The organism is Pseudomonas sp. G5(2012), from assembly GCF_000408945.1.
GTDB classification, from domain to species: Bacteria; Pseudomonadota; Gammaproteobacteria; order Pseudomonadales; family Pseudomonadaceae; genus Aquipseudomonas; species Aquipseudomonas umsongensis.
The window spans coordinates 108,194-134,424 of sequence record NZ_APIO01000001.1 but is presented as its reverse complement, the minus strand read 5'-3'; the positions used below and the strand labels follow the sequence as shown (position 1 = coordinate 134,424).

At 54.5% G+C, this 26,231-nt stretch carries 21 protein-coding genes; 16 read left to right on the top strand and 5 right to left on the bottom strand.

From position 1 onward, the window contains the following. Positions 1-63: 63 nt before the first annotated feature. On the top strand, positions 64-252 hold the full coding sequence (locus tag PG5_RS00655) for a hypothetical protein (RefSeq protein ID WP_020795154.1): 189 nt from the start codon (positions 64-66) through the stop codon (positions 250-252). Between the two features lie 144 nt (positions 253-396). Here PG5_RS00655 and PG5_RS00650 read toward each other — a convergent pair whose 3' ends face one another. Further along, on the bottom strand, positions 397-759 hold the full coding sequence (locus tag PG5_RS00650; RefSeq protein WP_256227769.1) for a hypothetical protein: 363 nt from the start codon (positions 757-759) through the stop codon (positions 397-399). A gap of 371 nt (positions 760-1,130) precedes the next feature. Between PG5_RS00650 and PG5_RS00645 the strand changes: the two genes are divergently transcribed. The 3 genes from PG5_RS00645 to PG5_RS00635 all read left to right on the top strand — a co-directional run bounded on the left by PG5_RS00645 (position 1,131) and on the right by PG5_RS00635 (position 5,508). Then, positions 1,131-1,673, top strand: a complete 543-nt coding sequence (locus PG5_RS00645) for a hypothetical protein (protein WP_020795153.1) — start codon at positions 1,131-1,133, stop codon at positions 1,671-1,673. A gap of 317 nt (positions 1,674-1,990) precedes the next feature. Then, the gene (locus tag PG5_RS32875) at positions 1,991-4,696 is read left to right on the top strand and encodes an autotransporter outer membrane beta-barrel domain-containing protein (protein WP_020795152.1); all 2,706 of its coding nucleotides are present in this window, start codon (positions 1,991-1,993) and stop codon (positions 4,694-4,696) included. 206 nt (positions 4,697-4,902) lie between these two features. Then, positions 4,903-5,508, top strand: a complete 606-nt coding sequence (locus tag PG5_RS00635) for a hypothetical protein (protein ID WP_042955088.1) — start codon at positions 4,903-4,905, stop codon at positions 5,506-5,508. A 1,444-nt stretch (positions 5,509-6,952) separates the two neighbouring features. Here PG5_RS00635 and PG5_RS00615 read toward each other — a convergent pair. Continuing rightward, complete coding sequence (locus tag PG5_RS00615) at positions 6,953-8,224, bottom strand: hypothetical protein (RefSeq protein ID WP_155943682.1); 1,272 nt, start codon at positions 8,222-8,224, stop codon at positions 6,953-6,955. A gap of 1,349 nt (positions 8,225-9,573) precedes the next feature. Here PG5_RS00615 and PG5_RS00610 point away from each other — a divergent pair. From PG5_RS00610 to PG5_RS00575, 7 genes are all read left to right on the top strand, one after another. Further along, positions 9,574-11,067: an AAA family ATPase gene (locus PG5_RS00610; protein ID WP_020795148.1), complete on the top strand. Its 1,494-nt coding sequence runs from the start codon at positions 9,574-9,576 to the stop codon at positions 11,065-11,067. A 15-nt stretch (positions 11,068-11,082) separates the two neighbouring features. Further along, complete coding sequence (locus tag PG5_RS00605; RefSeq protein WP_042955083.1) at positions 11,083-11,475, top strand: hypothetical protein; 393 nt, start codon at positions 11,083-11,085, stop codon at positions 11,473-11,475. Further along, the gene (locus PG5_RS00600; RefSeq protein WP_020795146.1) at positions 11,472-11,660 is read left to right on the top strand and encodes a hypothetical protein; all 189 of its coding nucleotides are present in this window, start codon (positions 11,472-11,474) and stop codon (positions 11,658-11,660) included. The genes PG5_RS00605 and PG5_RS00600 overlap by 4 nt, the downstream gene beginning before the upstream one ends. 128 nt (positions 11,661-11,788) lie before the next feature. Further along, positions 11,789-12,100, top strand: coding sequence for a DUF3329 domain-containing protein (locus tag PG5_RS00595; RefSeq protein WP_042955082.1), 312 nt, complete (start codon positions 11,789-11,791; stop codon positions 12,098-12,100). A gap of 1,289 nt (positions 12,101-13,389) precedes the next feature. Further along, on the top strand, positions 13,390-13,782 hold the full coding sequence (locus tag PG5_RS00585; RefSeq protein ID WP_020795145.1) for a hypothetical protein: 393 nt from the start codon (positions 13,390-13,392) through the stop codon (positions 13,780-13,782). A gap of 136 nt (positions 13,783-13,918) precedes the next feature. Then, complete coding sequence (locus PG5_RS00580; protein ID WP_042955079.1) at positions 13,919-14,380, top strand: hypothetical protein; 462 nt, start codon at positions 13,919-13,921, stop codon at positions 14,378-14,380. A 129-nt stretch (positions 14,381-14,509) separates the two neighbouring features. After that, on the top strand, positions 14,510-15,340 hold the full coding sequence (locus PG5_RS00575) for an alpha/beta hydrolase (RefSeq protein ID WP_042955077.1): 831 nt from the start codon (positions 14,510-14,512) through the stop codon (positions 15,338-15,340). Positions 15,341-15,414: 74 nt separating this feature from the next. Here the strand turns inward: PG5_RS00575 and PG5_RS00570 are convergent, their stop codons facing one another. Further along, complete coding sequence (locus PG5_RS00570) at positions 15,415-16,239, bottom strand: SIR2 family protein (RefSeq protein WP_256227766.1); 825 nt, start codon at positions 16,237-16,239, stop codon at positions 15,415-15,417. Between the two features lie 189 nt (positions 16,240-16,428). Between PG5_RS00570 and PG5_RS00565 the strand changes: the two genes are divergently transcribed. The 5 genes from PG5_RS00565 (at position 16,429) to PG5_RS32870 (ending at position 22,678) form a co-directional block, all read left to right on the top strand. Next, complete coding sequence (locus tag PG5_RS00565; RefSeq protein WP_042955076.1) at positions 16,429-17,109, top strand: hypothetical protein; 681 nt, start codon at positions 16,429-16,431, stop codon at positions 17,107-17,109. Positions 17,110-17,783: 674 nt separating this feature from the next. Further along, on the top strand, positions 17,784-18,860 hold the full coding sequence (locus PG5_RS00560) for a helix-turn-helix domain-containing protein (RefSeq protein ID WP_020795142.1): 1,077 nt from the start codon (positions 17,784-17,786) through the stop codon (positions 18,858-18,860). 178 nt (positions 18,861-19,038) lie between these two features. Further along, the gene (locus PG5_RS00555; protein ID WP_020795141.1) at positions 19,039-19,518 is read left to right on the top strand and encodes a hypothetical protein; all 480 of its coding nucleotides are present in this window, start codon (positions 19,039-19,041) and stop codon (positions 19,516-19,518) included. A 190-nt stretch (positions 19,519-19,708) separates the two neighbouring features. Further along, positions 19,709-21,193: an ATP-binding protein gene (locus PG5_RS00550; protein WP_020795140.1), complete on the top strand. Its 1,485-nt coding sequence runs from the start codon at positions 19,709-19,711 to the stop codon at positions 21,191-21,193. 573 nt (positions 21,194-21,766) lie between these two features. After that, positions 21,767-22,678 (top strand): DNA-binding protein, encoded by a 912-nt coding sequence (locus PG5_RS32870; RefSeq protein ID WP_155943681.1) that lies wholly within the window; start codon positions 21,767-21,769, stop codon positions 22,676-22,678. Between the two features lie 60 nt (positions 22,679-22,738). Here the strand turns inward: PG5_RS32870 and PG5_RS00535 are convergent, their stop codons facing one another. Together PG5_RS00535 and PG5_RS00525 are read right to left on the bottom strand one after the other, a co-directional pair. Further along, complete coding sequence (locus tag PG5_RS00535) at positions 22,739-24,025, bottom strand: OmpP1/FadL family transporter (RefSeq protein WP_020795138.1); 1,287 nt, start codon at positions 24,023-24,025, stop codon at positions 22,739-22,741. A 905-nt stretch (positions 24,026-24,930) separates the two neighbouring features. Further along, complete coding sequence (locus PG5_RS00525; RefSeq protein WP_020795136.1) at positions 24,931-26,196, bottom strand: DNA methyltransferase; 1,266 nt, start codon at positions 26,194-26,196, stop codon at positions 24,931-24,933. Positions 26,197-26,231 lie beyond the last annotated feature (35 nt).

Genomic DNA, 26,231 nt, shown 5'->3' with positions numbered 1-26,231 from the left:
TGGCTCAACCTACCGCCCCATCGCGGGCTAACCCCAAAGCGTACGATTAATAAGGGGGGAAGGATGAGCACGCATATCGACTGCGAGATTCGTGAGTTACTCAAATCGCCAGTTGCCAGTAGCTGGCTCAAAGAAGCCCTTGGCAAGGCGCTGGAGCGCGATTGCGTTGACGCCGCGAACGATGCTGAAGTACTCCTGGACCTGCTCAACAAGCGCTGCGAAGAGGCCTTTAAAGGGCTTACTCACTCCTGATCGGAGTTCTCCGCACTTCGCTCACCGACGAGTGCCTATCGGGCATGGTTGCGGTGAGCAAATTTACTATCTCTGTGGATCGGTTAATTCGGGCAATCGACGCGATAAATCTCCTATTAGCGCCAACTGCCCTCCACGGCAGGTCTATTCCCCAACGATTTCATCAATCAGTCGCTTTTCAGCCAACCGATCGCTAACCGGTGACTTCAAGCGATCGACGAAGAGACCCCTCTCATAAGTGACAATGAGTTGGGCCTTCCACTCAATGCCACTCTGAGTGGCGTCCGGCAGCTGCGCTTTGCGTGCACGCTGTCGTGCTTCGCGGTATGCACCTAGCCACTCCTCACGTGTTGAGTTGTAGCGACCCAGGGTTGGTTGGCGGGAGAAGGGTATTCGCTTGTAGATTTTTTGGGGTGTGCTTGGAGTCAGTGCTGCGTAGTTACTTCCTTCGAAATGAAAGGCTGCATTGGCCACGGTTTCTTTGTTTTGTGTGGGGGAGGTACTCATCTTCAGCTCCTGTCTTCGGAATAGGGTTATCCGAATTTCCCATGAGCTCTTCGAACTGCAAGTCAGGGGCGCCCCGTGCTGTTGGGCCACCTGGAACTGTACGCCCGGTTTTGTCCTCGCTCCTACGGTCTCTGTCTATATGACGCAGGGGGCGAAGCGTGCCCGCCTTGATTTCTGGGTGTGCGTGGGTTCGAGGTACCTAAAGTTCCCGTCCATATCTCCGCGTCACATGGGCGTTTTAGAAAGGACTGTGCTGGGCAGTCTGGAATTGGCACCTGTTGAGAGGGCCGAACTCAACCCAAGTCGTGGCTCCAGCCTGCGATCCTTATATGACTGGCTTTAAAGCGCAGGACAATGCTGAAGGAGTACGTATGCCCACAGTGCAGTTCATGTCACGAATCGACGCGCAACGGTATCGGCCGTCAGGGCCCGCGCATTTGCTGTCCATTTCTGACGGTGAGGACGATCAGGCGTTGGTGGAGGCCAGCCATTGGCGGAGTGTTGAATTTCATTATTTTGTGGACGGTGATTTTGACGAGGAAAAAATGGCGATGTTCGGGGCCAAGTTTGAGCATTTGTTCCGCGACTATTTTCTGATACCTCAGGCCGATCGTCTGCGGGAATCCATCAGCCGGCTGGCTGCTAGTGGATTGGACATTGTGGTGAACTGCCAGGCGGGCCGATCGCGAAGCGCCGCCGTGTCACAGTTCATCAGCGAGACCTACGGTTATTCACTGAGTCAGAAGACACCTGATGCGAATCAAACTGTACTTCGCATGCTTCGTCGAGATAGTGCTTTGCTGGCGGCATATCGCGCGACCCAGGCGCCAGTGCCAGCAAAGTCTGATCTCAAACCCGGTGCATTGAAAAGACTGTTGAGTTTCTTCGCGCTGTGGAGGCCGACCAAGTCGTGACGGCACTGGTTGGACCTTCGCCTTTACCTGCCCTCCGAACTGATCACCCAACCCGGCTAAGCCGGGTTTTTTGGTTATTTACCCGCTTCAGGGGATTTGAAGATTTTTTCCATGGGACTGGAAATCGATGTAGGCAGCAGGGGGGGGATAAGGGGATTGGCTGGTCGCAGGGGCGATAAGGAAACACCGAAAGAGGGCATGTCAGATGGTTCTAAAACGTGGGTCGCATAGGGGGGTTGCAGTTTACGAAGCGTCCGTATTCTGAATCTGCTCTCACCATTCCAGCTGAAAAAATAAAGCACATTCAAGGACTCACGATGAATCGTATCTCGCTCCCACTCTCCTTGCTGGCAATCGCCGTAGCGACCTCGGCCGGCTTCGCCAATGCAGAAAGCTACGAGGTCAATGCCGGACCTAAAGTGTGGAATTCCAGTGTAGCTGAAGACCTGACCATCACCGGTGGATTGACCCTTGTCGACATCAATGGTGATCCGGTGCGCCTAATCGAAGTCAACGGCACGGACACAAAATCCATCACCAACCAGGGTATTTTGCGGGCTTTTGCCGACGGAGGTGTTTCGTTCGCGCTGAATCACGCGCTTGTTGACGGCGATGTGCTCAATGCTGGGCAGATTCAAACCAACGGTCCAAACAGCGTCGGGATGATGATCGACAGCAGCGCTGTCGGCGGCTCCTTGTCGAACGCCGGCACAGTCAACGTAACCGGTCGCGTTTTAGCTGTAGGGACACCGGCCACTTACGGGATTCTGGTGAAAAACTCGGACATCGACGGCAACATTGCAAACACCAGCGAAATCTACGGCAGCGGTCACACCGTTGTGGGGTTGGGGATTGTCAATGACGGCCAAAATCAGGTCGGCGGATCAGTAAATAACAGCCGAGTGATTTCGGTCAGCGGCGAACAGTCCATTGCCCTTCAATTGGCAGGGGCGGATGTAAAAGGCGGTATTTCCAACTCTGGACTCCTTTACGCAAGTGGTGCGGGTGCCCGGAGCGCTGTGCTCGAAAACTCGAAGTTCGGCCCGCTGGCCAACACTGGTGTGATTAATGCTGTAGGGGCACAAGGCGTCCCAGACCGCAGTGTGACTGCCATCTATGTCGACAACATTCAGGGGTACAACAACGGCAATTTGGGCACCGCGGTCATTCAAAACACTTCTACCATCGCCTCCTCGGGCGTTGGCATCCTCAACACCGGCGCATCTGATCTGGTAATCAACAATACCGGCCGAGGCACCATTATGGGCAGCATCGCCGCCATTGATGGTGGCGATCACACGACCCTGAACCTGGGGGGCGGATCGGTAACCGGTGACATCCTTGGTCTTAGCCAATTGAATGTCCTGGAGGATGCGTCCTCCATTATCACTGCAAAGTCCATCGAGGCTGACTCGGTGAACATCGGAAAGAATGCTCGCCTGTACCTGCGGACTTCTCAAAGCAGTTTAAAGGGCGATTTGCACCTGGCCGATGGATCGGCGATGGATCTGATGCTTTCCAGTGCCACCGACCCGAACACTGCTTATCTTGACGTCTCGGGTACCGCATCCTTTGACGCGGGTTCGACGGTAGAGGTTTCGGCCAAGCCTTTTGACTTCACACCTACAGAACAAGGCGTTGAGTACGTGCTGGTGAAAGCAGGCTCTATCGCCGATAGCGGCGTGTCCGTGTCCAGCAGTTCCTATCTGTTGAACGTCAAGCAGTTTGCCGTCGATGGAACAACTGTTAAAGCAGTCGTTCAGGCAAAGACCGACGATGAAATCGGTGATATCGAAGATCCGGATGGTGGCGCTGAAAATGGCGGCAACGGCAACGGCAACAACGGTGGCAACGGCGGCGATAGCGGTTCCGGCGGAAACGATGGTTCAGATGGTGGTACGCCAGGGGGCGATAATGGTGACCAAGGCGGTGGGAAGCCGCATGGCAACGACCACGTATTCAATGGCACCACTGGCGCGATTCTGGCAATGAAAAACACCATCCTCGGTCAGTTGCAGCCAACTGACCCGGTTTTCCTAGCGTTGAGCAACGCACAAACGCGTGATGAAGTCCTCAAGATCGCCAAACAGTTGACCCCAGAGGTTAACGGCGGGAGTACTGTGGCTGCGCTCTCAGGTCAAACCATTGTGGGCGGGGCAGTAAGCAACCGTGTGAGCAGCTTGCGCACCGGTCTGTCGTCGGGCGATGTGCTGAAGGAAACGGGTGTTTGGGCTCAAGCTCTGTCCAATAACTCGGACCAGAATAGTCGGGGTGGTGTTGAAGGCTTCCAGTCCAACAGTGCTGGTGTTGCGATTGGTGCCGATGGCAAGCTCAATGACCAGATCACTATCGGTACCGCTTTCAGCTACCTGAATACCAACGTGACCAGCGACAGCGGCGATAAAACTGAGGTGCAGGGCACTGCGTTCACCCTTTATGGCAGCTACGAGCTTGGCAACTGGTTTGTTGACGGGAGCATGACGGCCGGTAAGAACGACAACGATTCCAAGCGCTATGTCGTGGGCACTCAGGCTAAGGGTAGCTATGACTCTGACCTTCTGGGTGCAAGCGTCATGGGCGGCTATGACTTCCGCTTAGACAATCTGGTTCTTGAGCCTCGTGCTGGTGCTCGCTACACCAATGTGAAGATTGATGGCTTCACTGAGCACGGGTCATCGGCGGCCTTGCAAGTAGGTGGCCAGCGCTTTGAAGTAGGCGAGGTGGGTGCAGGGGTTCGCGTTGCAGGTGACTTCCCGCTGGGTATGGGAAGTGTCGAACCAGAAGCTACCGTGATGGCTTGGCACGACCTCATCGGTGACAAAGTATCCTCGACTTCTGCGTTCGTCCTGGGCGGTAGCCCGTTTGTCACCTCGGGTGCTTCGCCGGTCCGTGACAGTTACGAAGCCACCCTTGGCGCCAGCTACAAAATCGGTGCGGTAACCGTGGGTGCAAGCTACACCTTCCAAACGAAAACTGACTTCGATGGCCAAACGGTGCTTGGACGCGTACGTTACGATTTTTAGGCCATACCAATGAGAAAAAACCCGCTTCGGTGGGTTTTTTTTCGTCCAAGGAATTGTCTCATTGAGGGCGTCTCAAGGGGACTTGAGTGGAATCGCTTGGCCAATGGCTGTGGCGTCATCCCGTTTGATTCACGACAAGAAGCGCCCCCCTTGCACTTTAAAAAGTTGGGTGACACTGGGTTCATATCGTAATCAGTGGTGACCCTATGGCCTCGAATCATCATGGCGCTCCTTCCAAACGCGTCTGCGCTCACACCGATGTGTTCACGTTCCACTACAGAAACAAAAGCGATCTGCGCAGCGATTTAAACTATGCCCGAGCTACGTTGTGCGGTGCGTGCGGAAAGAAGGTTACCGATTGGTTGGCCTATCGAGGCAAAGGCTTCCACAAGGTAGACCTCCCCAAACTACAGGGTCGTACGCCCGGTCTGATCATTTGGGGAAACCGTGTTCGCATCGAGCGTCTGCGTACCCTAGGGCCGTTGATGAGCCACCTGCAGACATCGACAGACCCATTGGCCGGCGTGGTGTTAAAAGTCCTGGAATTGATGTTCCAGGTGCCCAGCGCCAGTTACTGGGTGGATGTGGAGCGGCAAAATTACAGTTGGTACTCCCTGCAAGGGGATGTCTCGTTACTGCTCCGAGGCTCCCAATGTCAGGACAACCCTCAGAGAAGTCCGTCGGCAGTTGGCTACTGGCTGGAGGCACAGCCAGCAATTGCTCAGGAAGCGGTTGCCTATGTCAGGGACAACCTGAAGGAATCAATCGCCGCCCAGGCTATAAGTAGTGATCCTGAAAAAGCCTCCGCGTAGTTTCCCGTGGGCGCTTCAGTAAAACGGTAAGGCAAGGCCGAACGTCCCTTCTAACGGACATATCATGGCTGGGGGAGGGGGCCCGGTTTGCCCCTGTACTTAGGCCCAATTGGGGCCCTTGCAATTGGGGGCTGATTGGAGAATGGGGCATCACTTTTCGGAGATGCCTCATGCGCGGAAAACACTGGGGAATGACCTTCCTAGCAACACTCGCGATCTTACCGGCGATTACGCTCGCAGCAGAGCCTAGCCTCAGTAACATTGCCGACAATTTTGACTCATGGGCAAAATTCCTGCCTTCGCTCATGTTCGCGGCGCTCCTGATATGGGGCTTATCCATGCTGTTTTTCTCAGGAGGCTCAGTTTCATCTGTAGAGCAGGACGTGGGCGCCGATTCACCAGCATCCCTGCCGTCCCCCGTGGAGCGCCTTCAGGAGGTCGGAGGGGGAACTGACCAGGTTGTGTTAACAACCACCGCTCCCATTGTGCCGATTCATCCCAACCAATCAGGGCGCTTGGGGAGGAAGCTTCATTTGGACTAATTTCGGTCGTTTGATCGCTATTTACCCCAAAGTCAGATCGATAAGGCAAAAAACGGGTTTTGAGCTCGTAAATATCGGAAGAAGCGTCATGGATGTCCGGTAGGGGCGTCTTAACTGACTATGGGGTAATAAAGGCGAGGTTCTCTTGACCAACCCGAAGGGCTGAGCTGAGAGAGTTGAAACTGTCGTTCGGGATTAAAAAATGACTCTGGTGCCTCGCAACGGACATCTACACCCGGACCTGGAACGTTCATAGATAGCCTTCCAAGGCTGACCATACTTTAGGTAGTCCATTCGGGAATCGCACCAGGTGAATCACTAGTTGAGTGGCCATGCCGACGATAAAATCCTCGACGGGGGGATTTCTCGCAAAGAGCAGCATGGGGCGCAGGACCAGGTTATCGTCATGCTCAAGCCAGCCGGTACTGCAAAGCGAAACGCGTGGAGCAGTCTGACCTCGGCCGCGCGCCGAAGACATGACAAACTCTTGTTCATCGGCAGCCTGCATCAGGCTCTGATTTCTCGTAAGCCGCGGCCATAAAGTTACTGTATGAAGTTCCCGCTGGCTTTGAAAATGTAAAAAAAGCCCTTCCCAGTTGCCCCTTCCGTGGATAGCGAGCAGTCGCTGTCAGTACTCAGCCGGTCCCAGGAGGACAGGCCTTTGGTGCCTGAGTTTACAGCTTTCTGTTCCGCGTCTCGCTTTGCACGATTACATCCATCCACAGGATTCGGTGGATTAATTGAGCCCCCAGCGAGTGCTGCCACGCCTTCAAATTTCACCGTATCTGCGCTGGCCATTGGTATGGTGCAGACTGCGATGGCAAGGGTCACTAGTGCGTATCTCAGTGCAGGCATGTCGATGTCCTCAAGTGGTTAAGCTTGAAGTGCTCAGGGAAGCCTCCTTAGCACCACGGCAAGCAAATCCTTTTCCCTGCCACCGACCCAATCTGTACCGGCCGCGGCTGCGGTAGCAACTGAGATGGGTTATTGAAGATTGAGTTGCTGCCTCCCCAGAACTGGCCTGGGTTCCGGACGAAAGAGTTTGATCCCCCCAAAATCTGGTGCGGATTCCTCACAAAGGAGTTGTCGCCGCCCCACACTTGATCGGGGTTGTTTATCACTGAGTTAGGGCCACCAGCAATCTGCCCCAAGTTGCGAGCGACCCAGCCGTTTCGACCCACAAGATCGTTAGAATCGCCAAAACACCCGTCCCCACCAAAGCCGTCCGTGAGGCACTTAGTGAGCTCTCGCACTGTGAGCCTAGAAGCCATGCAGCCGGCCGCTGCATAGGGTTGACCACCCGTGGAAACAATGCACTGGACGGCAATCTGCTGCTCAGGGTTTAGCTGCATTTTGAACATATTCGCGCCTGCGCACATGGCTGCCGTTGTGGCGTCGCCCTGAGCTTCAGCCGCGCATTGTATGGCGACCTCCTGCTCACGGCTTAACTTGCCACCAAGCAACTTGTCCGCCGAGCAGCTTGCGAACTTTGAATTGCTCCCTCCAGAATTTACAGCGCAATCAAGTACTGCTTGCTCATTGGAGCCAAGACTGTTCCCCAGAGCAGCTGAGCCGGTGCAGGTTAAAAGTTCGTCGGTGTCGCCATCGGCCTGCATAGCGCAACGGGCCAAGATCCTCTGCTCATCAGACATTGTTATCCCGGCGTTGGATGCTGCGCAGCCGGCGAATGACACAGCGTCATTGGACTCAATGGCGCAATCGACAACCGCCTTCTGTTCCTGTGAAAGGACACGCTCTGCAGCGCATGACGTAAATGCTTCAGCGTCGTCGTCCGAGTTCGCCGCACATCTAAGCATGGCCCTCTGATCCCTGTTGAGTGCACCGTCTCCAAGCAAGTCTCCTGCACATGATCTGAAGCTGTCTTCGTCTCCGCTGGCTTCCATTGCGCAGCCAATAAGTTTCCTTTGCTCAGATGATATTTTGATGCCCAGGTTCGGAGCCGCGCACGCGGCAAATTTACTGGTTTCGCGCGATCTTGCCGCGCAGTCAAGTAGCGCCTGCTGATTGGCTGGGAGAACGATCTTCTGGCCGTTGCAGACTGCGAATGCGGCAACATCGACCTTGACCTGTCTCGCACACTCGGCGGCAATTTGTACGGGGTCTGAGACCCCTGCTGGTAACACGAATGAACCCGGAGCCGGCAACACTCCCATGCGATCGAGACTCGATTGTCCGGCGAGCGTACACGGCATCTGTCCAAATTGACCTTGGCATGTGGCCCCGCCACCCCCCCTGCCTGGCTGCGAAACAACTTGAACTGACCTTGGGTTTATTCGCTGATTGGGCTCGGCGCCGACTTGCGCCTGCATCAAGTAGTCAGCCAGCGCTTCACAGGGTGTGGGCCCAAATGGGCCGGTGCAAAGGTTGCCTGACGGTCGCAAGTTGAACTCTTCCTCTGCAACCTGGCGCGAAGCTAGGAACCAAATGACCTGTTGGCACGGTCCGTACCCCAGCGGCCCATTGCAGATTGGACCCGCAAAAGGATCCATGCGGACAACAGGCAAGTTGATAGATGCTGCTCGCATCTGGATTTTGATGAACCGATCAACATCAGGGCATCTGCCCGGCCCCCTAGGGCCAGCACAGATTGGACCGAAAGTTGGGTCGACGTACAGGACGTTGAGGTTTAGAGGCGGGCTGGCGCTTGTAGGGGCGGACCAGATGATGCATAGCGCGAAAAGCGCAGTGAGGAAGAACAAAACAGTGCGCATAAGACTTTCCTTAGGAGTCTTGATCAGCCTTATGCACAAAAACACGACTAACGCGCTGGCTCTCTTCCACTACTCGTATTAGCTAGCAATCGTAGGCGCAAAGGTCTCTTGTCTGGGTCGATGATCGTTACTGCGGAGCGCATACCCACAACACACTCTGTATTGAAGTGGTATAGCCGGTACCACCGAAGGTGGGGTCGAAATACGACGAACGTAAAGTTTGATATGGCAGCAGCGATTGCCACTGGGGCAATTGCCACCTCCTGCGCCCACCCGGTGTCCAAACGCCAACAAGCCGCGCTTATCTGCTACAGATTTTGGTTGTCTAGATCTTCGTAGCAAGCCGGCATTTCGAGAGGTTGCGACAGTTTTGCGTCTTTGTCTTTTTGCGCTGCAGGCTGCCTGAAGCCAGGCCTGACTGCGACAGCTTTTGTTGTCTAAATTCAGGGCCCCGCCTTGGTTTACACCGTCAGTTGATCGATCAAACCTAGGGGGCAGGAGAGGGCGCCTGGCCCAGTATTATCAGGCCCCTTGCGCCTGAATCGCGAACACCCTTCTGCACTCAGATCTCCGCCTGAGTGCTCCTCCAGTAATGGACATCATCCAATACAGCTTGCATTTCCGAGATGGGCGGCATGATTCCAAAGCCTTCTCAGGGTCATCTCCTGGCTGTAACTAACCCCACCCAGTGCAAGTGTGGTTTGCCCCAGTTTCTGGTTCAGATGAAGCCCCAGTTGGCCATGCCTCGTGAAACACTGAATCCATAGATTTTTCATCTGGAGATGAGATTGATGTCTGTACCTGACACCAATAACGATCGCATCAGCATCCCGCTAATGCTTGCTTTCCCCGTGGTGGCCATCAACACGTTTGAGATGAGCCGGGCAATTCAAGTCGTCGCGGCGGCAGCCAAGGAACGAAAGAAGACGTTTGAAACCATGCCTTTCAAGCAGGTGCCTTCACCCGATTACATTAAAAACCTGGCCGGCAAGGCTGAGAAAGGCAGTCGAGGTACGGTGATTTTTGATCAGTATTTTTTTGACCGCAATAAGTCCAATCCTGAAAACCTGCCGAGCCTGAAAGCGTCGTTAGCCGCGATTGAGGAGCTGGGTGTGACTTATGTGATCGCCGGCAGAGATACGCTATCGGAGGAGTTTGTCTACCACATCGACCTCCCCCCGATGGATCAACAGGAGGTAATTGACGTACTCCTAAGTGCTGAGCGCGACGTTCAGTTTTCGAGCGAAAGCCTGGCCTGCCGCGCAGAAAAGGCGCCTACGATCTTCAGCGGGCCTGAGCGCGCAGTAATCGCAAACCATTCGATGGGCCTGTCACACAGTCAGATGCGTAACGTGTTCATCTACTCGGCGTACCTGAAAGCAAAGGGGCATGAGTATCTCGGCGAAATTCGGCGGGAGAAAAATCACATTTTGCGAGAGGTGGGGCTGGATGTTCTAGAACCTGTGGCCATTGAGACGGTAGGTGGTCTGGGGCCGCTCAAGGAGTTTCTGAATATCCGCAAGGCTGGCTGGGAAAAGAATCTTTCAGTCAAAGGCCTGCTTTTGGCCGGCGTGCCTGGCGGCGGTAAAACGCTTATGGCCAAAGCTGCCGCGGGCGTGTTCGGGACGACCTTGGTCCGCCTGGATATGGCCCGCTTTTATTCGAAATACCTCGGGGAAACCGAGGCCAAATTTACGCGTGCATTGCAGACCGTCGAACAGATCGCACCGGTTGTGGTGCTGATCGACGAGATCGAAAAATTCTTTGGTAGCGCTGAAGGAGAGCATGAAGTTTCGAAGCGTCTCCTCGGTACCTTCCTGTACTGGCTCCAAGAGCGGAAGGGCAAAATCTTCATCGTGGCGTCCGCCAACCGCGTGAGTCAGCTTCCTCCGGAGTTGATGCGAGCTGGGCGATGGGATCGGTGCTTTTTCATCGACCTACCGAGTATCGAGGAACGCGCCTCGATCTTCCAGATTCACATCAACAAGGCCAAGGCCAACCCCGCAGAATTCAATCTGCCGGCTTTGATCGAGGGCAGTGAGGGCTATACCGGGGCTGAAATTGAACAAGCAGTAGTTGATGCCTTGTACATCGCCAATGCCAAGGATTCTCCGCTGAACCAGGCGATTCTGCTGGAGGCACTGGGTGATATCACGCCAACGAGCGTAACGCGCAAGGCCGATATCGACAGCATCCGGCGCCTGGGTGAGCAAGGTTTCTACCCCGCCAACACCTACGACCAAGTCCCTGGTTCGGCGATGGGACGCCTGCTCAACGTCGACTAACAAAGAGAAAACGCCATGAGTCATATCGTGAAAGGAAAGGTATCGGTGTCCTATACGGACCTGGAGGTGCTGGTAAAAGCGCTATCCGGGCTCGGGGAAGTCCGCGAGCAGGAAAAGCTGTATCGAGTTGGTGTTGGCTACACGGATGAGCGCTACTCCCTTGTCCTGGTGGACCGCAATGACAATCAGCGCCGGATCGGCTTTCGCCTTGAAGGCGGAGTGTTCAATCAGTACCAGGAGGACTACGGGTCCTATGGGACCTGGACAGCCCAGACCAGCAACAAAATTGTCGATCGCTACCTAGCGTACCACTACGAAAAACAACTCAAAGCTGAGAACTACAACGTGACGGTGATGACCCAGGCCGACGGTACGCTTGAGGTTGTCGCAGAGGAGGTGGTGTGGTGAAGAAAGTCGTTATCACGATCAAGGGTGGCCGTATCAACGGCGACTTCCAGGGGTTCCACGGCAGGACCTGCGAGACACTGGAGCAGCACCTACGTCCCGAAGGGCTTGAACTGCTGGAGGTCGAGAGGAGACCTGAATACGACTTTCAAAGCGAAAACGCCCAGGCAGAGCACGTCTCTTCCTAATTGGCTGATAAATCCCGCGACCTAATCAAGCAACACACGAGCACCGACTGCAGCTGGTTTGCGAGGTGGGTCCGGGGTATGTGTCGATGAAGCCGGATTCATGGTTGGAAGGCCTACAGAGGTTATTGATGAACATCGCACAACGGATATTCGCCCTCTGTGCAGTCGCGGCACTCATTGGGTGGATGGCCACTGGCTGGGGAATTCTTCTATTTCTGGCCCTTATGGTGGGACTGTGCGGTTCGATTGTAGCACTCGGCGTTTCGGTTGCAGCCGCGGAAGGGGAAACCACCAAGAGTCCTGATGCTCCGGAACTGGCTACCATCGCGCCTGGCGCGCGGGTCTTGCCCGAGGATGTCATGGTGCCCTCAACGACAGAAGAGAACGTTAGGCCTTCTGTAGGAAGGCGCCTGTTTTTGGACGATGACTACGATGTTTGACTTGGCCGGGAAAAGCACTCATGTCTCATAAAAGGCGAATTGTCATTCGTAATGGAACCGTTACCGGGTTTGCTGATGAGGTCGATTTTTCAGGCCTTACTGTAACGGGCTTGGACAAGAAACGCGTCTCCCGAGTCATCCCAACAGGATGGTTTCAACGAGTCTGCTTTCTGGTGCTTCGTGCGTTGGTCAGTGATGAGTCCAAAGCCGCAGCGTGGACTCGGCTCTGGCGTTGTCAGTGGAATGTCCAGATCGATTGTGAAACGCATGGCCCCTTCGAGAGTCGCTCTGCCGCTATTCACTTTGAGAAGGAGTTCATTTACAGGCGAGGAAAACTCGGTTGCCCGGTGCAGTTTGGTGGGAGTGTTGAGAAGTGTTGATCGGTTGTTTTATGCGAATCGCGGTCGTTCTGTTGGCTGTCTCATTGGGAGGCGTTACTGGGGCAGCGGCTGCAGAGGAGGGTGCGACCTCGACACAGCAAGCCAAGCAAGAGATCACGACGGTCAAGACGCTGAATCTACGCTGGGATCAGTGGAGTCATGAGGCTGGAAGTGAGCTCAAAGTCTGCCCGGGCCGATTTCGTACAATTGGCGGGGAGGTCCGATGCCGAGTACCCGATGCTGGCTTCAATGGGCTCCTGGGTGGCATGGTCACAGGTGATTCCATGAGCGCTCGGGACGCAATCCGTAAACTCGCGGGAGAATCCGCCAAGATCCTCGATATCACCCAAAACGGCGATCAGAATAGGCTGCAGATCAAGTTCTCCTACCAGGCAACTGGCGGTCGGGTATCGTCTTTGACAGATCTCAGTTCGATTGCAACCCGTACCCCCACTGATGCGGACGATCTTGCCAAATCCACCCTTTTTACGTTTTTTGGAGTTGGGTTTGGAATCGTCTTTTTGATCATCCTCATCATGCTAGTGTTCTACCGCAACGAGCTTATAGATCCAACTCTGCCTGAAAGTAGTGATGCTCTTTCTCGGTTGAGGGATCAGCAGGCATCCCAACGACCTACAACTCGGGTTGTTACGCCCCCGCCACTAGCTTTGGAGCCTACGGCACCACCGATGCCCTCCGCGACGGTGACGTCCCCTACGGCTTTACCGCAATCAGATCCGACACCAGCGTCAGGTCGCAGGCTATATCTGGATTGATTCTTCAGGGGGCATATGCCCTGGTCGGCGGGCGCCGGAGTTACCATCCTCGCTTTTGGGGCGAATAGGCGCCTTTTACCGACTCACATACGTGACCCTTTCTCCTGTCAAAGGCGAGTTGAGGGTCCGTCCCATGAAATACATCAAACCGATCATTTGCTGGTCCGCGTTCTACATCCTGATTCAGCTGTTTTGCATTAAGTCTGGCCTCAATGGCGTGACGTACATGTCAGCTGGCTTCCTTGAGTACCTTGTTGCGGCATTGGTCATCCTGTCTGGCCTATACCTGGCACACAGTCTCGCCGGAACGAAAATACTGATTGGCCTGAAACTGCTGTTGATGGTGGTCCTCGCCTACGCCATATACCTTGGTGTGCAGGCGATGGCCGGCCATTTGGATTCGCTGGTCAACCTAAACCTTCTGGCAATTACCTCCGCCATAATTGTGCTCCTGGGGACCGGAATTTACCTGATAGTCGAAGGGGCACGGCTGGCCAGAGAGAACGTACCAGCAAGGATCGAGTAACAGCGTTGGCCAGGGATGAGCAGTCCCTTTTCGGCGAATCATCGTGTTCATGAATGCCCCGATTCTTGGGTTCAATTGACGGATCATTGAGGAATTAGGACATCAGAATGGACTCATCACTAAGCAGGATGCTGCCATGCTAGACCTCAGTCATTTCAACCGAGCCAAAACGGATGCAGGTTTCCGAAAGGCGCTCGCTGCTTCAATTCTCGAGAGAGAATTCTCCGTTCACCTTATAAGGGCTGTGCTCGATCTCGCGCAAAGCTGGACCTGCACCTTACGCAATTGCCTCTGGTGGGAAGAATCTTCTGATGAGTGTCGGAGTAAGCAGTTGCGCAATCCTGACAACATCGGCCCGGACTCTCAGTGCAGGCCGCACAGGGGGTTGAGCTCGACGACGGCACGGGTGGAACGTTTTGACCACATCTACAAGAACGCCGGCATGACGCACCGAGTTGAGGCTGTCATTCTGTTGGAATTCGGCGGAACCGAAGCCGCGACATTTTGGATGAGAAAGCCGAGCAATGAGGCAATTCAAGCAACCCTCAGAAGGCGAGGGTCGCTGGCTGTAGAGAATTACCAACTCGTTGAATTATAGGCACTTCTCCATTCCCATCGTGGGAATTCACACCTGATTAAGGGGTAATTTTCGGGGGTGGCGGCCGGCTTGCTTATCAGAACTATCCGATACTATGGACCTCCAATCACTGAAAATTGAGCGACCTCGATGCCCCTCGCTGAACTTCGGCCGTATGCGCAGATAAGCCTCGTAATGGTTGGCGCGGCCCTGAGTGTCGGTTGTGTTAACTACTCGGCTCGCCTTGAAGGCAATGCCCAAGCTGCCGGCCGAATAGTCGAGCGCTACACCGGATTGAACCACCCTGTTCTGGCGGTACTGCCCCAGACGGTTAAAAGCCGGGTGTTGAGGGTGTATATCGAAGGCGACGGCCACGCCTGGGCTACAAGCAGTCAACCCAACACTGATCCGACGCCGCATGACAACCTTGTGGCCAATCTCGCTGCAAACGATCCTAGCGGTGCAGCCTATTTGGCCAGGCCCTGTCAGTTTGTCACTAATGAACATTGCAATCCCATGGTGTGGACTGATCAGCGCTTCAGTCTCCAAGCAATTTCAGAGATGTCGTCTGCACTGGACGACATAAAACGGCGGTACTCCATATCGAACATTGAACTGGTGGGATATTCAGGAGGCGGGGCAGTGGCCTTGCTTCTGGCTGCCCAAAGGAATGACATTGTTTCGGTTCAAACGCTCGCCGGCAATGTTGCCGTTACGGCTTGGGCGCAGTTACACGGCCTGACACCGTTGAATGGGTCGCTTGATCCCGTTAGCTATGCTGACAAGCTGGGAGCAATCCCACAGCGGCATTTGGTTGGCGACCAGGACACTGTGGTCCCGCAGGCAGTGGCCTCGGCGTACCTTTCAAAGCTGGGCAGCAGTCATTGCGTAGAGATTGTTACAGTCAATGCCAGCCATCGGGACGGGTGGCAAACTGCTTGGGCGGACTTTAGCCAACGGCCTACCAACTGCATGAAATAGCGATTGCGAACACTGCGGGTCCAAATCAGAAAAGCCGGCGATAAGTGCCGGCTTTCTTGTGCCTCAACGTCCAGTCAGGAGGTGCAGGCAGGTCGCGTTAAAGGAGCCGAGCTGAATCGGTGGGCTAGTTGATGGTACCCATCCACTACCAGCAACTCCTTAATCGCTCTCGATCGGCGGCAGTCAAAGGGCACGTTGGACCTGGGGAGTGCACTAGCGAGGCTGGAAATGCGCGCCGTTCTTGCACGGAGCCAATTGGCGTCGGCGGTCAGTTGCGCATCCGGGTTTGATTGAAGGATCGCAGAGAGCTTTTCTGCCAGTTCAGGGGTGAGCACCACCCGGCCCAGAATGTGGAAGTCGCCATGCCTGATGGTCGCGGCGTCGTTCGCGGTCATGGCTGCTAGGTTCGAAGGTACCCCAGCGCAGAGCTTACGCGTGCCAAAGAGCTTAAACGCTTCCTCAAGCAGATCCCCGGCGCTAAGTCGGCCAACCTGAAGTGGGACGATGACGCGAGATCCCGCATCGATCCAGCGCTTCACACGTTGTGCATGTTCAGCCCAAAGGTCAAGGGTTGACGCCTGGTCGCCGACGACGTCGGGCGCAACTATCGAAAGATTTCCAGTCTGAACTGTTTGATTAATGAGCGTTTCGTAGGTTTGGAAGACCTTCTCCCAGTCCATGCTGGTGCGCTTCTGGAAAGCGGAAAACGCACCGGAATCCACGAACAGTTTCCCGCCGGCGTCTAAGTGTTTAGGCAGGGTGAGGAAAATTTGGCGAGTGGTGAGCAGTGGGGCGACTACGCCGACTGGCAAGCCGAGATCAGTTGCGGCCCGCAGGTCAGCTGATGAGGACATGCCGGAGTGGAAGGCGTGCTTCCATGGAGTATCTGAAACTGACATAGCGCAGTACCTGAGAGGATTCAGTCTCCATCCTCTCGTGTTTCCAAATAATGCAAGTCCGGCCACTTGGATCTCAAATTGCGTTTGTCGGAGTTTCATATCGGGTTCATCCCGAATGGCGGGGCGAATTGCTGTCATGGACAAAGGGGCGATCTGTGATTCTTTGCGAAAGTCCCCTGGAGCAAAGCCGTGTCAATTCGATCGCTTTTCAATGAACTCAATGAGGCTGGCATTACTGCCGTTGTAATTGACCAAAATTGCTTAGGTGCGGTGCTCGACGGACGCTTAAGTAGTCAATCTTTACTGGGAGATATGAGTTCGTTAGCTCGGAAGAGTGGGTATTTTGTTCGCATTTCCGGTGCGAATGAATCGCTGGTCCAGCAGTGCCTTCGGAAATGGGGGGGCGAAGGAGCGGTCGAATTCTTCCACCGCCCGCTATTTGACAATGCCTTCACGAACGGTGATGAGCGTACCTTTCTTCGTACAGAAGCCGCTCACCTGATGCACGAAGGGCTGGCTAGAATACGCGGTGCCGCCGGCAGCGATCCAGCATTCGTCGAGTCAATATCGGACGCTCTCTACCACCTTCCGAACAACATATTAGAGGATGACCCACGCAGCCTGGAAAACTTGCGAGAGCTTATTGGTCCGGTACGGAAAGTTCTTGTTGAGGCTAGGGCTAGCAATAAAAAATATCCTAATTATTATCGGCGGCTTCCGTCGTCAGCTGTATTGTTTGTTATGGCAGCCATCTCAGGAATCGACTCAATAAACTCGCTGATGCAGGGTAAGTTAGTGTATGGCGGTGTGGCTGGAGCTCTTTCTGTTATATGCGGAGTGATAGGGTTGATCCGTTGGCACAAGAAATAGACAAAAAGGTTATCTGTGCGGTGGTTGGGGATGTCTTGTTTGGGTAGGTGGAGCCTTCATCAGCGGAGCTTATAGTAAATATGGTTAATGCATATGCTCTAAAGGGTATCTAGGTATTAAGTGGTCGAGATATCTATCGTGGAATCCAAGGTTATGGTCAACATAATTTGGTGTGAGATGCAGAATCAGCCTGAATAGTCACGCTTATCGCCTGATATACGGCCTAGGGCTTTAGACTACCCCTTATGAGGTGGTCGCAGGATGTCACTATACATCCCTATATTTTGTCTCAAATCATTGTTGGTCGACTTCCCGATGCTGGCCATAGTCTGACTTGGTTTAATTGCACATCGCCATGTTTGTGCCATGTCCCAAGCAATACGGCTCGCTGGACAGGCAACTCACCGTGAATCTTCATGACTGATGTCAGTAATCGAGAGGACCTCTTTCTGCATTTGAGGGAATAACCGTAAGTGGTATCCGGGGTTTCCTTTAACTAGGAGGAACATGACAGACAAAAGATTTCTTGCAGCAAAGCCTGTTATTAATCGTAAAATGTGATGCCGAGCCACCAGCATGGAGAGCAATGGAGGGCAAATTCACCGTAGTGGAGCCCGGTCTTGCACATTAAGAAGTCCATGAGAGGGTCGTACCAAAGACGCGAGGTGTTTGGTATGACAACTAAAGATAAATACCCTGATTTCCCACTGGCTATTCGGTGGCATGCAATCAAGGTAGCGCTGATGGCGAAGGGGATCTCCCTTTCTTCACTCTCCAAAACTTCAGGCGTGACCGGCATCGCCTCGGCTGGAAATCGCAACTATCCAGCGGCGCAAACCGAAATCGCCAAAGCTCTGGGCGTTACTGAAGGAACGCTATTTCCTGAGCGCTACGATGTCGCCTGGAGCGATGCACTCCAGGCGAAAATTGAGGCCACGTTGCCTGAACTTTTTGGCCTCCCTGTGGCGGTGCCCGCGCGACAGCAGTTCAGCGATCTCTTGGACAGTCATTCGGGTAATCCACTCGATCTTAAAGGCCTGCCAAGTGAAGAGCCTGCACGTTTGGCGTGGGTTAAGTCTGCCTTGCGCAATCGAGGTTTTGTTCTTATCAGCTTAACCACTTACCTTGGAATCAGGCGCTCGGCTCTGGATACCTTGGGTACTGCTAGGCTGGATAACCTGCAGCGTCTGGTTGCCAGATGTTTAGGGGTCAGGCCAGAGCAGATATGGCCAGAACGATACGATGCCTTAGGGCGGCCAATTCCAAAGGCAAGGAGCCGGGCTAAGGGCCCAGAGCACCGTGATCCCCAAGTGGTGTATCGGCTTGATCTCACGAAGGGGCTCTGGTTGCCCGTGAGGGACCTGGTTGGGCTACCGGGTATGGCCATCGATGAAACGTTCATCGAGCACCGGGCCCATGTGCAAGGGTGGCAGATGCGACAGCGTTTCGGCGTAAACGAGCTTGCCTTTGGATCGCTCCCAGAAGCAACAAAGCAGTACCTGCTCACGCCCACTGCGCTTGGGGCAGAAGAGGCAATAGTTCGTTCGCGTCGCCGGTTGAGTGGTCCCGTGGAGGTTGAGGCAACTGGCGAGCATGAGGCAGCGACAACCACAGTTGTAATGGTCGACGTGGTGGATAAAGCGGTTCACCTGCAAATGGGGGGGGAGGGGGAGTTGGCTGTTCTAAACAGGGAGCAGGTCTCCCTACTCGCCGCTGCACTCATTGATGCCAGTCAGGAAATCCCTGAGTGACCAGCTTATTCGGTACCAAGCGCTCGCCTACTGGCCGCCTTGACGGCCAAGCAGCGGCACTTTGCAAACAGCTGACGTTCCACCATGGGAAGCCATATTTCTCCCCGTAGGTCCCGATCCAAGGTTGCAGTTTGGGGTTACGTCGTATCGTTGTCTCAAACTTTTCAGGAGCTTAACGATGACGCCTTTTTTAAATCTCGCCCCTCACATGTCAGCATTCGCCGCGTCGCTGACCATGGAGGTGATGACAGTATCAGCCGGTGAGCTGCAAGAGCTTTACGTTGAGGCCCTGCTTGAGGCGGATTGCCAGGTGCTTCATCGAATCAGCGACGGGCACCTGTACGTGCACCCATTCGCAGCCATGGCAGTTCACTCTTCGTGGCTTGTGCGTGTAGCCGATCTACTATGCGTTGACGCGGAGGATGTAGCGGGCGCCTTTCTCGGCGCCGATTGCGAGCTTTCCGAGGCGGCCCTCGCCGATCTTATGCGCGCCTGCGCAGCGGCACTTATGAAGGCATCGGATGACATGAGACGAATTTCCGGTGCGGGTCTGGTTGATGCAGTCAGACTTTCATCGGCGTCGGGTGAACCGCTGGCGCAATCTCAGGTGCGCTTGGCTCATATGCAACGTGGACTGAGTCTTGTCACGGCAGCTTGAGTCGCGAGAAAGATTCTTTTGTGTGGCTTAGGAGGTGAGCTCGGCACGCCGGCTCATCCGCGTCTCGCAACCATCTGTTTGCCCCCTGATCGGGTACAAACCTGCCCCCTCCGGTTCGGCCGGGTGTTTACAGTTGCTCCCATCAATGGCCTGGCGTCGCTAGGCAAAGAGTGGATAAGGCAATTCGTAGATGCAGATTCGATTCGGCCTCGACGCCCAGGAACTGAAAAAAGGCAAGACTGTCCCTGTTATCTGGGACAGTTCAAAGCTTGTGAACGGTCATACGTTGGTTGTCGGCATGTCCGGCTCGGGTAAAACCTTCACGCTCCGAAAAATGATTTCCCAGGCGCTGAGAACGGCCGGGCATGAAATTCCGCGCGTTCACCTTTTTGATGTGCATGGTGACCTGGAAATTCCTGGTGCGTCCGAGGTGCGCTTTTCCGAGCAGACGTGTTGGGGGTTGAATCCACTGAAGGTGAACCCTGATCCGCATTTCGGGGGCGTCCGGAAGCGCATACAGTCCTTCATGGCCACCATGAATCGAACGATGCGCACTATGGGGCCCAAGCAGGAAGCCTGCTTGCGAAATATCCTGACCGACGTCTATGCCCAGTATGGGTTCAAGCAAGATGACCCCTCGACCTGGTATGTCCAGGACGAGACCGCGGTGCTGATGAGCGATGGTCATGAGGATCGGTTGTTCCTTGATGTGCCAAAGGCTGAAAAGGACGAGGCCAAGGCCTTGGGCGCCCGTTGGAGCGGTGGTCCCCTCTACTCCTGGTACATCAATCAGAACCAGTACGAGGGGGCTGTGACTCGATGGCCGCCGAAGCTCATGTCCAGAACAAACCCGTCGATCAAAGATGCCCTACGGATGGCCCAGAACATCTTGCAGCAGTCATTTCTGGGGTCCGGTGCTGACGCTGTCACCTACCTTGAGCTTGCCAACCGATCGGCGCAGTCATACCGGAAAAAGGCGATTCAGGCGCTTCGTAAGGGTGAGGCGAACTTTGAAGATGAGGCGGGCAAGCTCGACCTGGACAAAGCGAAGAAGAAGGCAATTGATGCATTTGCTACCTACGTGGAATCCATCACCACGGGCCGAGAGCTGAACTCCCTGATGAAGTACGACAGCACTGATGTGCTCAAGTCTGTTGTCGACCGCCTGCAGAATCTCGATGCGATCGGCATTTTCAAACCGTCGCCTCCACCTTTCGAAATGAGTAACCCCATCTGGCGTTACAACATCCATGCGCTGTCCATGGAGGAACGAAAGTTGTTCGTTCTCTTCAAGCTCGAGGAGTTATTCATGGCCGCAGTGGAGCGGGGCCCTCAGGACCATATTCAGGACGTGATCATCTTGGACGAGGCGCATATCTACGCCGACGAGGATCCTGACAATCCAATCAACACCATCGCAAAAGAGGCGCGAAAATTTGGCGTGATGCTCGTGGCAGCATCACAGAGCCCGACGCACTTCCCGGAGGACTTTGTCGCTTCTGTGGCCACCAAAATTGTGTTGGGTATTGACGAGATTTACTGGAGGCCAAGCGCGACAAAACTGCGCCTGCGCGAAGAAGCATTGGCGTGGGTAACCTCGACGAAGACGATGCTGGTCCAGCTCAAGATTAAAGGCGAAACACAAAACGACTGGGCTTGGTGTTCAATAGCCTAATGGAGACAGCCAATTGAAAACTCTAACAATCGCGCTGCTTACGCTGTTGCCGCTGTTTGCAATAGCGAACCAGGCACCAGGTCCACAGGATCCGGCACGAGAGCGAATACCTGAGGCGGCGATGCTAGATCGTCTGGAACGAATTTCCTTTCCCATTGGCAAGGGAGCAATCTTGCAGGATCGCCGCGGCTGCCTGTGGAGTGTCATGGAAGGGGATAAGGCCCCTCGCCTGGTTGCTCTGACCGATGAGGTGAACAAGCCTCTTTGTCGGCCCGTGGAAGCTGAGCAGGCTCCACAGAATCCGGGACCCGGGCCTACTCAAAAATAAAAGCAATTCTTGGGGAATGCCAGGTGGTATTAAGTCGCCGCAGAAAGCCTGCTCTGGCACAATCGGCGGCGTGACGTTCTCGCCTAACCTCGACCGGATACCCTCAGATCAGGGTCGCGCCTCGGCTGAACCGGCCATGCAGTTGGCGTCCGCAGTCGATGCCACGGGCAAGAAAAACCACCGTCCTGAAGCGAGTGTTGAATGGCGACGCTTTTCCAACAGAATTGACAAATAAGAAACGATTTATGAGCGAACGAGCCCAACGCAAGTCAAATAGCCACAAACTGGATGAGATCCCCGAAGCTGTGATCCAGCAACTCGGTAAGCGCTCGGATCGCGATCTTTCGGTTGAATGTGGTTTTTCGGCTTACTTCTTGAAGCAGAAGCGTCTTGCCTTGGGTATCGACCAGTTCAAACGTGGTGTTTACCCAGAAGAAATGCTTCAGCTGCTGGGGAAGGTTACAGACCGGGAGGTCGGTGAGCAGTTTGGGTATCATATCGCAAGCGTCTGTGCACTTCGAAAAAAAATGGGCATCGCCTCCACGGTTAAGCCCGCAACCACACCAACTCAAACGCCCAACCCAAAAAAGCGCGAGATAGTTAATTTGCCGCAGGAGCTGATCAGTCAACTGGGGGTGCGATCTGATCAGGATCTATCCACTGAGTTTGGTTTCACCCTGCACTACCTGAAGAAGGAGCGGAAAGCCCGGGGTATCCCGAGTGTAAATGTGCCTAAGTACCCCGAAGAAATGTTGTCCTTGCTTGGGAAGGTAGCCGATCGTGAGTTGGTGGCCAGGTTTGGCTACTCATCAACCACACTTTCAATACTTCGAAAGAAGTTGGGGATCAAGCGGCACCATAAGGTCTGGACGGCCGAACGCATTGCGTTACTCGGCAAAATTAAAGACTCAGAGGTCGCGGCCTTGCTCGGCGGCGCATTTACAAAAGGATCGGTCGGTCAATGTCGTCGCTCCCTGGGAATACCTATTTGCCGAGGACCAAGAAATGGCGCCCCAACTGCCCTTTTCCTCTCGCTCAGTCGGGGCTTAACCACCGGGAAGATGGAAGCATTGCCAAGTACACAGCCAGGTGAGACCGGACAATTGGCTCAATATCCGCTAGTCCCTGGTTCAGAAGCCAATTCGCTTCAAGCCTAAGCCAAAGGAATAAAAAAAGCCCCGGCTCGTGCTGGGGCATTTTGTTTGACCAACTAATGCTTAGAAGCGATAGGTCAGGCCTAGGCCTAGGCCGTGTGCGCTGTTTTCATACTTGGCGTTGTAGGTGGTGTTGACACCTGGGGCAAGCGGCTTCGAATGGCTGACTTTAACGTCCTCCTCCATCAAGTAGGAGTACGCCATGTCGACAGTGATGTCTTCGGTTGGGCTCCAGCCAGCACCAAGGCTGAACACTGTGCGGTCCCCGGTCGGTATCCGTGGCGAACGGTCTTCGTTGTTGGTAGGCGACTGGTCGACCGAGAAGCCGGTACGGAGTGTCCATTCCTTGTTGAGCTTGTAGCTTGCACCGATAGCGTGGGCCCAAGTGTCGTGCCAGTTCTGTGGCTCACTGATAGTGCCAATTGCGCCAGTGCTGCCGCCCAACTGCGCAGGTACGCCACTATTGTTGACTGTGATGTCCTCCAGGCGGCTCCAGCGGGTCCAAGTGCTGCCGAGGTAAAGGGTCACGTTGTCGTTCAGCTCGTGGGTAACCGAGAAATCCACGGACTCAGGTGTCTTGAGTTTCAGTGACGCATCAAACTTGGAGCCACTGAAAACGCTGAAAGGAGCACCAGTAATCCTTGTTTTGCCCTCGAGCTTGTAATCAACCATCGAGTGGTAGGTTAAGCCTAGACGCGTGCTGTCAGTGGCCTGGACCATGACACCGATGTTGTAGCCAACGGCAGTGTCGTCACCGCTGATTTTCACTTCGCCGTCGTTCGTACCAGCAAAGTTACCGCGGACATCAGACTTCAATGTGCCGTCAATACGGTTGATGGTCGGACCGAAACCGATCGAAATCTTGTCATTGAAGGCGTAGCTGACGGTCGGCTGCAGAGTCACAACCGAAACTTTGCTATAGCTGCCGAAGTAACGGCCGGCAAATCCGTTTTCATAGTCGGTGACCAGGCCGAACGGTGCGTAAATACCAAATCCGACCGCCCATTGATCATCAATTGGCTTGACGTAATAGCCCATCGGTACGCCAACGGTAGGAACCATGTCGCCATCGAAGCTGCCGCCTGGAGAATTGCTGCCGTCTCTGCTGATATCTGACTTGGCGAGAATGGCAGCCGCGCCTACGGTCACTTGTTCCCGCTTAAGGCGTGCCATGCCGGCTGGGTTACCAAATACAGTGCTGGCGTCATCGGCAGAAGAAGAGCGGCCGGCAAAACCAGTGCCCATCCCGCTGATGCTTTGTTCGTTAAGAGCGAATCCAGCAGCGAAGAGTTGAGTGGATGCCACGGCCACAGCGAAACCGATGGTGTTCTTGAGAAGCACTTTTTTCATTATTATTAATCCTTGGTGGTCAGCGCCGACGAAATTACCAATAAAATGCTCGCAACGCCATAGCCTGTATTGCCTGTATTGCAGGAGATAGAGCGGTTTTGTAGGACAATCCAACACAACTTAGTGAGCCCTCCGTAAATATTATCGGAAGTGTTAACAGGTGATGTATGCGTTAGGGAATCACAGGACTGTCCAAATATTATCGGGTAATCATGATCTGAGCAGCCAATTGTTCTTGGCACGATTCATCGCCTCATCTCGGGGGCGCAGAAGATTCTTTTGGGCTATTGGCGGCACCAACGGGGGAGTCTTTAGCGGATTTATACTGAGTGCTCAGCGCTACCCGTCTCGGTCAGTTAGAGATGACTGGACTTTCTCGGTGGGTTGAAGCAATAACTGCCCGACGTGCCGCCCATTAGCATTGGCTCGGAGTGGATGTGGGCACGCGATAATTCCGCCCATTGCTCGGCATTTTGCCCTAGGTTTGTGAGACAGCCAGGGGCATTGTCGGCATGTCCGTACAGTGCTGCCGATATGGTCCCCGCCATCATTCCGGTGCTGATTGTTGCGGCAAATCCAAGCGCCAAGAGCGTTGCAATCCCCAAACCAGTAGCGATTGTTTTTTTCGTAACCATGGTGGTGGCCTCGTGAAATCTTTCCCCTCGAGGCTACCCATTCGGCCTGGCGGTAGCGGTCCTATCTGAGACATGTCAGGGGCATCGGTCACCAATTATGAGGCGCCTCGTTCGTGCCGGTGTGGCCTAAGAGTCCAGCAGTTGCAGATAACTGTGCGATTGACCGCGTGTCCCTCGCAATATCAGTAATAGGCAATCCTGCCTATGCAAGGCATTAGGCAAGGTTGCCTACTCATCCAGTTTTCGGGCCCGCGCATAATGCCTGTGCTTCTACGCGTCGGATGTCCTGAATGCTTCCTCTAATGCCGGATTGATCCAGAAGCCTTGGAATGAACGGAAGAGCTCGGCTGCTCCACGCACGTACTGCAATGCACTCTCGACGCAGATCCAGCGACGTTGATTCTCTTCAGCTGCTCGACCGGTCATGGCCCTGCCAGAAAAAATATCAGCGACCAAGTCGCCGGGTTCTGTTAGGAATTTGATAAAAAAATCAGGTACAGCGAATGGCCAGCCGGCGCCGTGCTGAGTCAGCCCCAGGCCGGTTAGGGCCTTTCTGTGTTCCCGGCCGCGGGCACAGGAGTGGCCAATCTGGAGCGTGTTCTTTGGGATGGCGCCGTTGGTGATTCCGCCAAAGCTTCCAGGACGGAGCCGATATGCGTTGTCTCCATAACTTGTGCTTCGATGCTCACCGCCTTGACTCAAGAGCTTGGCATGGCGCTCAGTGTGAGGCCTTAGTACCCTTCGATTATCTGCCTTACACAAAATAGGATCGCGGGCAAACCACAGGCACGGTTCCCACGAAATATTCAGCTGCTGGCGCGTCCGACTTGCCCATTGCAGTGGGGCTGGGGCCTTCGAGAAATTTACCCATGGCACGCGGTCCATCAACGTCAGTCCCAATCGGTCCTCGAGGGCAATAATTGTGCGTTCCAAATACGTGGATCTGCCTGGAGATTTGTCGAGGAATGAATCATTGGTCAGGTTTAATACGAGGCTTCCAGATGCCGAAATTTTCGGCACGATGTGCTCAAGGACCTGGCAGATAAAGTCGACAAATTCACTCGCCGTAGGGTTGCCATAAGCTCGAGATATTTTCAGGGGGAATGGCGGGGATGTTAGGACGAGTTCAATCGGCTCATCGAGCCCGGCCAAAGCGTCTGGAGAAGTTCCCCACAAGGCCAGGCCGAGGTTGGTGCTGAACCCCAGCAGGGTGACACCGGGCGAAGCTTTGTTCAGGCCCTTTTTAGCCTTCTCGGTAAGCTGCCATAGCCCTCTGGTACCTTCGACCCTTTCAACCACTCCAAGTGCTTTGAGCGACTGCTGTTGCCAGCGGATCGATCGCCGGGTTGTAGAGTGTAAATCGCCGGCGGCGCCGATCGGGCTCCGAGCGTTCATCACATGGTCAGGAATCTCGGCCGTGCGGCCAACGATGTGATAAAGCTCATCGTTGCTTAGAGGGCGGTTAGGGTTTGCCATAAAGGCATTTTCAACATGCTCGAACAAATCGAGTTGGATTTTTGCCGGGGGAACAGTCATTGGGGTGCGGCCTCGCGTTGCTAGGCTGAAGGTGC

Coding starts and splice junctions, on each gene's coding strand:
- PG5_RS00610 (WP_020795148.1), top strand. CDS start 9,574: ATGTCTGTACCTGACACCAATAACGATCGCATCAGCATCCCGCTAATG.
- PG5_RS00645 (WP_020795153.1), top strand. CDS start 1,131: ATGCCCACAGTGCAGTTCATGTCACGAATCGACGCGCAACGGTATCGG.
- PG5_RS00580 (WP_042955079.1), top strand. CDS start 13,919: ATGCTAGACCTCAGTCATTTCAACCGAGCCAAAACGGATGCAGGTTTC.
- PG5_RS00535 (WP_020795138.1), bottom strand. CDS start 24,025: ATGAAAAAAGTGCTTCTCAAGAACACCATCGGTTTCGCTGTGGCCGTG.
- PG5_RS00555 (WP_020795141.1), top strand. CDS start 19,039: ATGACGCCTTTTTTAAATCTCGCCCCTCACATGTCAGCATTCGCCGCG.
- PG5_RS32870 (WP_155943681.1), top strand. CDS start 21,767: ATGAGCGAACGAGCCCAACGCAAGTCAAATAGCCACAAACTGGATGAG.
- PG5_RS32875 (WP_020795152.1), top strand. CDS start 1,991: ATGAATCGTATCTCGCTCCCACTCTCCTTGCTGGCAATCGCCGTAGCG.
- PG5_RS00570 (WP_256227766.1), bottom strand. CDS start 16,239: ATGTCAGTTTCAGATACTCCATGGAAGCACGCCTTCCACTCCGGCATG.
- PG5_RS00525 (WP_020795136.1), bottom strand. CDS start 26,196: ATGACTGTTCCCCCGGCAAAAATCCAACTCGATTTGTTCGAGCATGTT.
- PG5_RS00635 (WP_042955088.1), top strand. CDS start 4,903: ATGGCCTCGAATCATCATGGCGCTCCTTCCAAACGCGTCTGCGCTCAC.
- PG5_RS00550 (WP_020795140.1), top strand. CDS start 19,709: ATGCAGATTCGATTCGGCCTCGACGCCCAGGAACTGAAAAAAGGCAAG.
- PG5_RS00655 (WP_020795154.1), top strand. CDS start 64: ATGAGCACGCATATCGACTGCGAGATTCGTGAGTTACTCAAATCGCCA.
- PG5_RS00560 (WP_020795142.1), top strand. CDS start 17,784: ATGACAACTAAAGATAAATACCCTGATTTCCCACTGGCTATTCGGTGG.
- PG5_RS00650 (WP_256227769.1), bottom strand. CDS start 759: ATGAGTACCTCCCCCACACAAAACAAAGAAACCGTGGCCAATGCAGCC.
- PG5_RS00615 (WP_155943682.1), bottom strand. CDS start 8,224: ATGGGAGTGTTGCCGGCTCCGGGTTCATTCGTGTTACCAGCAGGGGTC.
- PG5_RS00605 (WP_042955083.1), top strand. CDS start 11,083: ATGAGTCATATCGTGAAAGGAAAGGTATCGGTGTCCTATACGGACCTG.
- PG5_RS00575 (WP_042955077.1), top strand. CDS start 14,510: ATGCCCCTCGCTGAACTTCGGCCGTATGCGCAGATAAGCCTCGTAATG.
- PG5_RS00585 (WP_020795145.1), top strand. CDS start 13,390: ATGAAATACATCAAACCGATCATTTGCTGGTCCGCGTTCTACATCCTG.
- PG5_RS00595 (WP_042955082.1), top strand. CDS start 11,789: ATGAACATCGCACAACGGATATTCGCCCTCTGTGCAGTCGCGGCACTC.